Here is a 9640-nt window from a genome sequence, read left to right as displayed (position 1 = left end):
TTGAAGGTTGAACGGTTGAACGGTTGAAGGTTGAACGGTTGAAAGTTGAACGGTTGAAGGTTGAACGGTTGAAGGTTGAACGGTTGAAGGTTGAACGGTTGAAGGTTGAACGGTTGAAGGTTGAACGGTTGAAGGTTGAACGGTTGAACGGTTGAACGGTTGAAGGTTGAACGGTTGAAAGTTGAACGCGATCACGTGGCCTTTGGCCAAGGTTGTTAAGTTGAACGCGATGGACTTCGTCCCGCTTTGCTGCGAAGCGCGTGGCCTTTGGCCAAGGTTGTTAAGTTGAAGTGTAAGCATTCAGCTATCAGCCAATCCGCTAGGCCAAGGGCTTTTCCCCAGACTTTCAATTCTGATTAATATCGAACTATTAAATTCTCCCGTTTGCGCATTGCGCATTGCACATAGGCGCAAGCTACGCGAACGGCTGAATGCTTACCCAAATTCAAAAATGGTCAATGGGTTTCATCATACAACCATCATCACCTCGGCCCGTGCAGGTGGGTGGGCTGCTTCCGGATGCTTATAGCACTACGCATTCAGATGTTTGACATTGTCTTGATGCAATAGCGAGTGGGGGAAACCCCCAAGACCGCTTAGGTGCGCTTTCCGTTGGCGAATTAAATTCGCCACGGGTCGCACCTCTGCATCGCTCCTAAACTCCGAAACTTATTCATAGCTTACTTTTGACTTCTGACTTCTAACTTCTGACTTGCGCGTAGCGCTATATGACCCAAACTATACTCCAGAACTGGGGGAACTTTTCGGAGTTGCAAGCCCATAGTAGGGTCTAAAAAAACCAGGTTCTGGTCCCGACAGCCGTCAACCAGTTGGAACCTGGTATTCTAGCTTAGGGAATCGGAGACCGTAGTACAATGACCTTTGAACTGGTGTGGGCGTACGAAGCGTTTGTGGCAGTGTTTGTTGTATGTTACAGATGGTTTCAAGGTGTATCCCAACTACATCCCGGATGGAGACCAGATATCGTCAACAAGTTGTATATGACCCGAGGTTCGGGTGATTTCACTCGATTGAGGCACGATCTGGCTCGGCTACATCCCAAGACTTTGTGTTACTCGAAGTCAGTAGAAATGCTGAAGCATTCGATAGGACTGTTAGTGCATTACCTGAAGTTAGCCGGAGGTGCCGGTGCCACCGAGGCAAATACCTGTCTATCCCTGATTCATCCCGTAATTCAGTAACGCTTTGGAGTTTAGTCATGTCTATGTTGAATTGGAGAAGCAAACATGGTCAATCTGCATAAGAAGTACGAAGTTCAGAATGTTCAACAAAATCGTTCAGAACACGACCCTTTTACTTTGAAAAGGTACGAACAATTCTTCAGTTTTTTTCAGAAAGGAGCTGTAAAGATTCTTGATGTAGGTTGCAATACGGGTAGAGGTGGATTACGTTTTAAGGAGTTGAACCCGAACCTGACATTATTTGGTCTTGATTGTGTACAAGAAAGATTAGATGTTTTGCCTGAGTGCTATTCACAAAAAGTCTATGGTCTTTCAACAGACATACCTATGGAAGATCGATTTTTTGATGTGATTACTGCTGGTGAGTTTCTTGAACACCTGTATCCTGCCGATGTAGATAAAACATTATGTGAATTCCAAAGAGTGTTGAAGATTGGCGGAAGGCTGTTGCTTACCACTCCCAATCCTAATTACATAAAAAATAAAATCATTGGAATGTCAGTTTACGGTGTCAGCCATTTAACTCAGCATTTTCCAGAAGTTCTGCGATTGAGATTGCAAATGCATGGATTCTCAGGAGTTAAATTATATGGATCAGGTAGGGTATCCCAGTATTTAGGTTGGCATTTTCCGTTGATGTCAATCTATGGTAGCTATCTCGTTGTAGCAAATAAGTACTGAGCAGGCTAAGATTACCGTGGTGCATCTCACTGTCTTGAGGCAAAGCGCGAGTGGGGGAAACCCCCTCAGGTCGGCGCATCCCTTGCTTTTGCAATTAGGCAAAAATTCCCGCGAAAATTCCTACACTCCCCACACTTCCCACACTTCCCCTTCTTTTTTACAAATATGAGATGCACCCTCCCACTCTCCCCCTAGTAGCCCTGATCGAGAATGTAGGAAAATTCCGAAAAATCACTCTTCTCGATTCCCACCACCAAGAAGTTAATTTGAATAAATAGTGAAAATCAATAGTACCCCGAAGGGTACTGTCAATATCCGACAGCTATAGAACACTAGAATTATCAGTTCATCAAGTTGTTCAGGAATTGGGGTGAGGGAAAGATGGCCAGTAATCAAGAACGTTCTTACGATGTGATTGGATTTGGTGTTGACATCCTCCCTCGTTAAATCAAAGATTATAACGAGGGATTCCTAAGACTCACGACTTAGGTTTCTGCTTCTTAGCACTAGCCTTCCGAGACTTACTCTCTTCAGGTCTTACAGTCGCCACAGACTGACACGGCAAGCCCTGCCGCCAAGATATTAATTGATGCATTAATATCGCGATCATGGTGAGCGTTACAAGATGGGCAATCCCATTCCCGGATACTCAGAGGCAAAGATTCCACACGATTAAGGCATACAGAACACAACTTAGTACTGGGAAACCATCTGTCAATGGAAATAGCTTTACGGTTGTACCATTCTGATTTATATTTGACCTGACGGATTATTTCACCCCAGTTAGCATCACTGATTACCTGAGCTAGTTTGTAATTTTTCACCATATTTTTCACCGCTAAATCCTCGAACACAATCAATTGGTTTTCTTTGACCAGTTGAGTGGTTAGCTTGTGAGTAAAATCTCTTCTAGCATCCTTGATTTTTGCGTGTATCTTAGCTACCTTTAATCTTGCCTTGTAACGATTGTTAGAACCTTTTTGTTTTCGTGACAAAGCTTTTTGGTATTTAGCTAATTTTTTCTTTAGTTTTTTAAAATGCTTGGGATTAGGAATTTTGTCGCCGTTACTGGTCGTGATTAAACTGGTAATCCCCAAGTCAAAACCAATTTGTTTATCCTTTGGAGGCAAGCTCAAGTCTCTATAGTCATTGAATCTAATTGAGATATGCCACCGTTCGCATGGATCTAAGCTGACCGTAACGGTACTTGGATTGCAGTTTTTAGGTAATTGACGACTCCAACGAATAGGTAAAGGTTCTTTGCATTTAGCCAGATAAATTTGATTGTCTTTCCATTTAAATGCCGATTTTGTCAATTCTGCACTACCACCGTTACGTTTTTTCTTGAAGTTCGGATATTTTGTTCGACCTGCAAAGAAATTAGTAAAAGCGGTTTGAAGATGTCTCAATCCCTGTTGAAGTGGTACACAGCTAACTTCATTTAAGAAAAATAAGTCATCCTGTTTTTTCCATCCTGTCAACATTGAGGAAGTTTCTTTGTAACTAATCCGTTTTTGGTTTTCGTACCATCCTTTGGTTCTAGCGTCTAAGGCTTTGTTGTAAACCAGCCTTACACAGCCTAAAGTTCTTCTCAACAGGTTCTCCTGTTCAGAGGTTGGGTAAAAACGGTAACGGTAAGCTTTTTCAGTCATATTCACATTGTAAGATATTAAATGTGAACTTTCAAGACAAAATTCAAACTCTGTCCTTCCGGAGACGAAACCTTAGAATAGTGGTTTGTTCGCGAACAAACCACTATTCTAAGGGAACTTCTGACCTTTCCTCTCACCGCTAAATCTCGCGATTATAGCGGGAGTCTCCAGGAAGGCGAACAGATGAAGGCAATGTGGCAATTCTTCCAGGGGGTAGGCTTTCCTGGAATGCCCTCCTGTGTAAGGTCAATGGCAGTGAAGCAGAGGAATTTGCTAAAGCAGGTGCTAAACCCTCTGCTAAGATTCTCGAAGAGATGAATTTCGTGGAAACTTGGCTAAAGGGTATCGGAGCGAAAGCCGTTAAGCCAGCATCTGAACTTTATATCCGCCATGCAGGCAATATTACTGGTGTAGTAGACCCTCTCTATGGCTCCCAAATGCTCTTAGGTGGCACACCGAATTGGTCTGCTTTGGGAACCTTTGGCTATCATTTTGATGTGCGCGGTGGTATCGAAGGTCTTGGTAACAGAGCCTCTGAGAACGGGATAAAAAGTGTAAGTTTTAGTAAGCCAATTTTCAACATTGGCATCCAGCATGCCCAAATTAAGACAGTTCCTAATTTAGCCGTTGTTAGTCCTGGTTCTGGTTTTCAAGGGTTTGCTTCATCCGCTGGTAGAATTGTGGAATTCAATGCTGGTGTTGGTCAGGCATTGGGGATAGCTGCCATTACTGCTCTTCTTTCTGGCAGAAACCTAAGTAATGTATCCAACTCTGAGGTCAGAAAAGTACTTTTAAGCACTAAGCAACTTCCTCGCGTCTATGGATATGCTAATAATAATGAAGCTAAGAAATTGAAGAATTTTGAGTCTTTATTAGTGCTGGTTTGAGAGACTTTTGATTAAGTAAATCTTACAGCCGTTTTCCTGACGGGGCGACAAGCGCCCTGTCAGCTTATATGGTCAAACTTGGGTGAGTTTTATGGAGTCGTTTTGGGATTTGGTGAAGGAGTTAATGAGCTTAAATCCCAATAAACTGGAGTATTATTTACGAGGTATAAGAGCTAGGTCGCTTATTATGGTTACATTCTAGCTTCCATGTCACCCCTTCAGGATAAACGACTATCGACTGGAATTCAGAATACAAACCTACCAGTAAGTGGTTGATTAGTTTTGTCAGTCAACCCGCGCTTGTTCTGTCAGCTTTATAGCCATTCATGTCGCCCCCCCAGCAAAAATGACATGCTCCCTCCCGGTAGCGGTGGGCTAAGGTGTTTTTGTTACTTAATTCAACAAAACTTTATAAAGTTAAGAAAATCTTATGCTTATAGGTTACACCAATCTGTTAAAGTTACAAGAGAAATAATTGAAAGAAAGGAAAATCATGATACTATTAAGGCTGTAGTTAAAGCCTATCAAGAGCAAGAGAAAACTTGACATATCTTGACATATAAATCATCTTAATGTTATGAATGACAATGTATCTAGATAATTACATCAAAAAAAGGAATTTTGTAAAGAACAATTACGATTTTTTATATCAACTCAGGAAATTAACAAAAAAAGATTTCACTATTCAGATTCCTGCTGGGGGAAAGCTTTCAGATGATGGGATTCGCAGGGACGTGCAGCTATTGACAAATCTATATGGTTTTTTTGTTCTCCGTACTCACGAAAATGATGCGTTATTAGATAATCGACGTTTTCAAGAATGGCGAAATCAGTTGCATTTATTGCTCGGGGAACAAGTGCGACAACCCTATAGTAATGCTGGCAAAATAGAATCCAATGAGAATGCTTTAGCCAGAAAAGTGTTAGCTGACTATGGCGTTGATTTTAAAGAAAATGATGTTTTGATGATGGCAAATCCAGCTGATCGTGTTAAGGGTAATAAATACAACGGTCATCAGGAAGTCCATCAAGACAGCACATTCTTAAAAGTCGTTCCTGATTGGGTGGTGTTTACAGTCCTAGAAAATGCTCAATCAGGAGGGGAAACTCGTGTGGCGAGTGGACAGCATCTTTTAAATGCTATTCCTTTGCCTTATCTAGCTGTTTTAAAAGAAGCAGATGCTGTTACCTTTTTTAGGGAAGGAACGGATGGTCATCTTAGTAAACCAATTATTAATTACCATAAGGAAAAAAGATGCATTACAACGGGTTATCGCGCCGATGGTGATGTTGAATATAAATGTAAAAGCGCTTTGACTCAGATAGCAATGAACTGGATCTGGAATTTTAATAAAGATCCAGAGAATTACACAAGCGTTTTGTTAGAAGAACTTAGGGAAAGTTTAGTGCTGGCAAATTTAGTTGCTTTTCATGGTAGAGAAGGATTTACTAACTCCGAAACGAAGATTAGAAAAGTTCTGCGTTGGACTTTCGATAATAATACTGCCAATCCCATCGACCAGGGAATTTATTTTACTGGACACAAAGAACTAGAAAAGGTGGTTACAAGCCAAAGTTTTGAGGCATATTTACAAGATGAATTGGCCTGGAAAACACAAAGCGACATTCTCTCTAAACTTGCTTACTTTAGTCCCGATAACTATCCAGAAGACTTAGAGAGTAAACTCAGAATAGAGGATCTTAATAGACAAGTAAGTAATGACAAGAAGATATGAATAATTGTGAAGACAATTTTAGGCAAAAAAGGGACAAAAATAATCAGCATAAAAATATGATTATTTTTTGTAACGAAGATATTATCGCTAATATAACTCTAAATTTTTTGCTTCCTTTTTTGAGCAATATAAACTTTAAAGTTCATATATTTTTGTCACAAAAAGTATCGAGAAAAGCAGAAAGCCAAGTCGAAAAATTGTCTAAGTTTAATTTTTTGACTAAAGATTATATCCGTAACATAGTTTTCCCTGACATTGAAAAAAATCTAGGCAATAAAAAATGCCATTTGATGACATTCAATCAAATGGCGAGACACTACGAATGCAAATTGTATCGCATCAAAAGTACGAAAAACAGAGAAGAACAGGAGAAAATTATTGCTATTTATAAAGAACATGAACCTTACATTAGTTTGTCTGTAAGGAACAATCTAATCATCAGTTCAGAAATTATTAAAGTAGCAAGTGAATATGGTGTGGGTAAGATTTTCAATATTCACTCATCAAAACTTCCTGAACGTGCTGGCGTGTGGTGTTCCTTGTGGGATATGGCTGAAGGAAAATCTCTTTACGGCACTTTACATATTGTTGAGGAAGGAATTGATACAGGTAGCATCATAGGAGCTTACTCTGTAGATCTTAATAAAAACTACAGCTATCTAAAAAATTTATGTTTAATTTACAAAAAGGGTGCCCAAATATTTTTAGAATACATCGATGAGTTAGCTCAAGGATATTCTTTTCCTTTTTCTTGGGATGTAAAACAGGATCTTAGTAAAAGAACATATTATCGTACTCCCACTTACCAAGAAGTTAATCAAATGGAGGATTTGGGCATACAACTATTTTATTACAGTGAATTTTGCGAAATTCTAGCATATTATTACCTAGAAAAAACAGTTGAAACTTTCCAATTAGTGTAGCTTTACCGAAGACAAATAGAATTAATGAAAACTCCAGAGCTGAATTTAGAAACAGACAAAGATTTCTGTACACAAAAAACAATTATTACCTACGACTCGGACAGTAACATTGATTATCAGTCTTTAGAGGCGGGCACGATTGTCAAATATCATCTCAGTAATGACTTAGATATTTTACTAGAAAGCCATCCTAATGCTTGGACACCTTCTTCACTATTTTCCCTCACAATGTGTGAGCTAGTAGCTGCTGATGATTGTAGGGGCAAGGTGGTGATGGATTTTGCTGGTGGCTTAGGCATGTTTGGCATAGTCGCCGGAAAAGGTGGTGCAGCTCAGGTAATTGGCACGGAATTAAACCCTTATGCCGTTACCCTGCAAGGAAGCAATTGGGCATTGAATGGTCTTAACCCAAAAGATTTCCAAAGTTTTGAGTCTAACTGCTTTGCTGCAATTCAAGGGAATCGAGAGATTGAAGGGAAAGTTGATCGCATTTATCTCAACCCGCCAGCACTACCTGATACGGAGGAAAAATTGCAAGCAAGGCTGAAGTTTGCTGACCAATTTCGGGGTGAAGAATGGAACCGCAATGGCGATCGCGGCAGACTAGTAATGGACACTTTAATTACCCAAGGTAGTTCCTACCTGGCACCAGGAGGGGAAATTCTCTTCATCGCCACCAGTAAAAATGGCCCCAGACTAACCCATAGGTTAATGGAAAAATACTGGGGAAAAGGAATTGAAAGCGATAGTGACAATCCTTTAGACTATTCTATTAACTGGGAAGAGCGGGGTGATGCCAATTGGGCTGTTGTCCACAGAATTAATGTTGCCTTAGCTAACTATCACACAGAGTTTGTCCAAAGCTATCAAAAACTAGCAGATCTAGAAGGAGAACCCTCCCCCTTTCTATAAGAAGAGGGCAATCTCTATCAGCAGTTATATTTTATCCGTGCCAAGAAAGCATGAGTAAACTCCTAAGTTTTGCTCATGCTAAAGTAACTTTAGATTTAAGAGAAAAAAGCAATGTCAAACCACGCAAAGATCATCAATAAAGCTACTGCCGAAAATTTTCAATGGGGAACTGGCTGTCAAGGATGGCATTTATTAGCCAATGACAATTTAACCGTTGCACAGGAAATTATGCCTCCCAACAGCAGGGGAGTAGAACATTACCACGAAGTTGCCCAACAGTTTTTCTTTATACTTGAGGGTGAAGCATCTATAGTAATTGAGAACACAACACATGTTCTTAATTCGGGTGATGGCATACTAATATCTCCGGGAGCGCTGCATCAAATTAGGAATGAATCAAGCAATGACCTACACTTTATAGCCATTTCTTCGCCGAACAGCTTTCACGATTTTAAGAACGAAGTGGGAGAAGTGCCTGCGGATTGGAAACCAGATTTCTTTCCTAGCCAGAAATCCTGAATCTTAACCTAATGGAACTAATGCAATGATCAAGATCGCAGAAAAAACATTTCTGGTAACAGGAGCAGGAACAGGAATCGGCTACTCCATCGCCGAACATCTTATTGGGTCAGAAGCACGAGTTGTGGTGCACTGTAATTCCCATATTGAGCCAGCCCAGAAGTTAGCATCCGAAGCAAAAACGGATTGTGTTGTAATTCAAAAAGACTTATCCGAGCCCCAAGCAGGACAAGAATTAGTGGAGGAAATTATTAATCTGGGATATGCCATTGATGGTGTTGTTAATAATGCCGCCATCATGACCGAACTCAGCTTGGATGATAATCCCTCAGTCTGGGAAGAAAAATGGCTCAAAACTCTTCAAGTTAACCTGATTGCTGTTAGTTCCATCACCAGACGCGCCATAGAACACTTTAAGTCCAAGGGAGGAGGAATTATTGTCAATATTTCCAGTCGTGCAGCTCATCGTGGTGACACCCCAGAGTGTATGCACTATGCAGCCTCCAAAGCAGCACTGAGTAATTTCACTAAAAGTATTGCTCGAAACTTCGCGGCTGATGGCATACTAGCCTATTCTATTTGTCCCGGCTTTGTTGATACCGAGATGACTGCGGAATTTACCCAAAACTATCCTCTGTCTGAGATATTATCAGGTATTCCCCTACAGCGAATCGCCCAGCCAGAGGAAATTGCTGCCATGGTGGTTTTCCTCTTATCCGGACAAGTCCCCTCGGCAACTGGAACCAACATTGATATTAATGGAGCCTCATACGTGCGCTAGAGTGCATCAGAGAAGTGGTGTTAGGTGTTAGGTTTTGGGTGTTAGATGTTGGGCTTTAGATAATGACTAAACGAAAAAGGTGATCCAGGTGATCGAAGTTAAGAGTTATCGAGACTTAAAGGTTTGGAATCGGGCAATGGACTTGGTTGTACTATGCTACCAACTTACTTCTAAGTTACCAAAAACTGAGATTTATGGACTGAGCAGCCAAATTCAACGAGAGCCGTTTCAATTCCAGCTAACATCGCTGAGGGGAAAGGGAGACTGCATTTGGGAGACTATATCCATCATCTCTCCATAGCTAATGGATCTCTGAAAGAATTGGAAACACATTTGCTAATTACTGG

The 9640-nt window shown here is 40.8% G+C and carries 9 protein-coding genes and 3 pseudogenes; 10 read left to right on the top strand and 2 right to left on the bottom strand.

Annotation, left to right across the window (positions count from 1 at the left end; all coding sequences use genetic code 11):
• Positions 1–300, bottom strand: a pseudogene (locus F6K20_RS11820) (hypothetical protein); the annotation flags it as partial.
• Between the two features lie 575 nt (positions 301–875).
• Here F6K20_RS11820 and F6K20_RS11815 point away from each other — a divergent pair.
• A complete protein-coding gene (locus F6K20_RS11815; protein WP_008179341.1) occupies positions 876–1202 on the top strand; it encodes an IS1 family transposase in 327 nt (108 codons plus the stop codon).
• Positions 1203–1247: 45 nt separating this feature from the next.
• Positions 1248–1883: a class I SAM-dependent methyltransferase gene (locus tag F6K20_RS11810; RefSeq protein WP_008179339.1), complete on the top strand. Its 636-nt coding sequence runs from the start codon at positions 1248–1250 to the stop codon at positions 1881–1883.
• 478 nt (positions 1884–2361) lie between these two features.
• Here the strand turns inward: F6K20_RS11810 and F6K20_RS11805 are convergent.
• A pseudogene (locus tag F6K20_RS11805) lies at positions 2362–3535 on the bottom strand (RNA-guided endonuclease InsQ/TnpB family protein).
• Positions 3536–3729: 194 nt separating this feature from the next.
• Here F6K20_RS11805 and F6K20_RS11800 point away from each other — a divergent pair.
• The 8 genes and pseudogenes from F6K20_RS11800 to F6K20_RS39905 all read left to right on the top strand — a co-directional run.
• Positions 3730–4422 (top strand): FAD-dependent oxidoreductase, encoded by a 693-nt coding sequence (locus F6K20_RS11800; RefSeq protein WP_287262895.1) that lies wholly within the window; start codon positions 3730–3732, stop codon positions 4420–4422.
• A 587-nt stretch (positions 4423–5009) separates the two neighbouring features.
• Entirely contained in the window at positions 5010–6158 is a 1149-nt protein-coding gene (locus F6K20_RS11795) for a TauD/TfdA family dioxygenase (RefSeq protein ID WP_287247431.1), read from the top strand.
• Positions 6155–7081: a formyltransferase family protein gene (locus tag F6K20_RS11790; RefSeq protein ID WP_287294791.1), complete on the top strand. Its 927-nt coding sequence runs from the start codon at positions 6155–6157 to the stop codon at positions 7079–7081. Before F6K20_RS11795 ends, F6K20_RS11790 begins: the two co-directional genes overlap by 4 nt.
• 24 nt (positions 7082–7105) lie before the next feature.
• Positions 7106–7993, top strand: a complete 888-nt coding sequence (locus tag F6K20_RS11785; protein WP_287294788.1) for a methyltransferase — start codon at positions 7106–7108, stop codon at positions 7991–7993.
• Positions 7994–8104: 111 nt separating this feature from the next.
• A complete protein-coding gene (locus F6K20_RS11780; RefSeq protein ID WP_008179317.1) occupies positions 8105–8512 on the top strand; it encodes a cupin domain-containing protein in 408 nt (135 codons plus the stop codon).
• A 25-nt stretch (positions 8513–8537) separates the two neighbouring features.
• Complete coding sequence (locus F6K20_RS11775; RefSeq protein ID WP_008179315.1) at positions 8538–9293, top strand: SDR family NAD(P)-dependent oxidoreductase; 756 nt, start codon at positions 8538–8540, stop codon at positions 9291–9293.
• A 79-nt stretch (positions 9294–9372) separates the two neighbouring features.
• Positions 9373–9594 carry a four helix bundle protein gene (locus F6K20_RS11770; protein ID WP_287294786.1) on the top strand — a complete coding sequence of 74 codons (222 nt, stop codon included), beginning with the start codon at positions 9373–9375 and terminating at the stop codon, positions 9592–9594.
• Positions 9564–9640: pseudogene (locus tag F6K20_RS39905) on the top strand (four helix bundle protein); the annotation flags it as partial. The gene F6K20_RS11770 and the pseudogene F6K20_RS39905, both read left to right, overlap by 31 nt.

This window comes from Moorena sp. SIO2C4, from assembly GCF_010672485.1.
Classification (GTDB): Bacteria; Cyanobacteriota; Cyanobacteriia; order Cyanobacteriales; family Coleofasciculaceae; genus Moorena; species Moorena producens.
Note: the sequence above shows the minus strand (reverse complement) of the source record. Positions and strands in the feature narration are given on the sequence as shown.

Excerpts from the sequence above, each read along its gene's own strand:
- F6K20_RS11780 (WP_008179317.1), top strand. The coding sequence starts at position 8,105 with ATGTCAAACCACGCAAAGATCATCAATAAAGCTACTGCCGAAAATTTT.
- F6K20_RS11775 (WP_008179315.1), top strand. The coding sequence starts at position 8,538 with ATGATCAAGATCGCAGAAAAAACATTTCTGGTAACAGGAGCAGGAACA.
- F6K20_RS11785 (WP_287294788.1), top strand. The coding sequence starts at position 7,106 with ATGAAAACTCCAGAGCTGAATTTAGAAACAGACAAAGATTTCTGTACA.
- F6K20_RS11790 (WP_287294791.1), top strand. The coding sequence starts at position 6,155 with ATGAATAATTGTGAAGACAATTTTAGGCAAAAAAGGGACAAAAATAAT.
- F6K20_RS11810 (WP_008179339.1), top strand. The coding sequence starts at position 1,248 with ATGGTCAATCTGCATAAGAAGTACGAAGTTCAGAATGTTCAACAAAAT.
- F6K20_RS11815 (WP_008179341.1), top strand. The coding sequence starts at position 876 with ATGACCTTTGAACTGGTGTGGGCGTACGAAGCGTTTGTGGCAGTGTTT.
- F6K20_RS11795 (WP_287247431.1), top strand. The coding sequence starts at position 5,010 with ATGTATCTAGATAATTACATCAAAAAAAGGAATTTTGTAAAGAACAAT.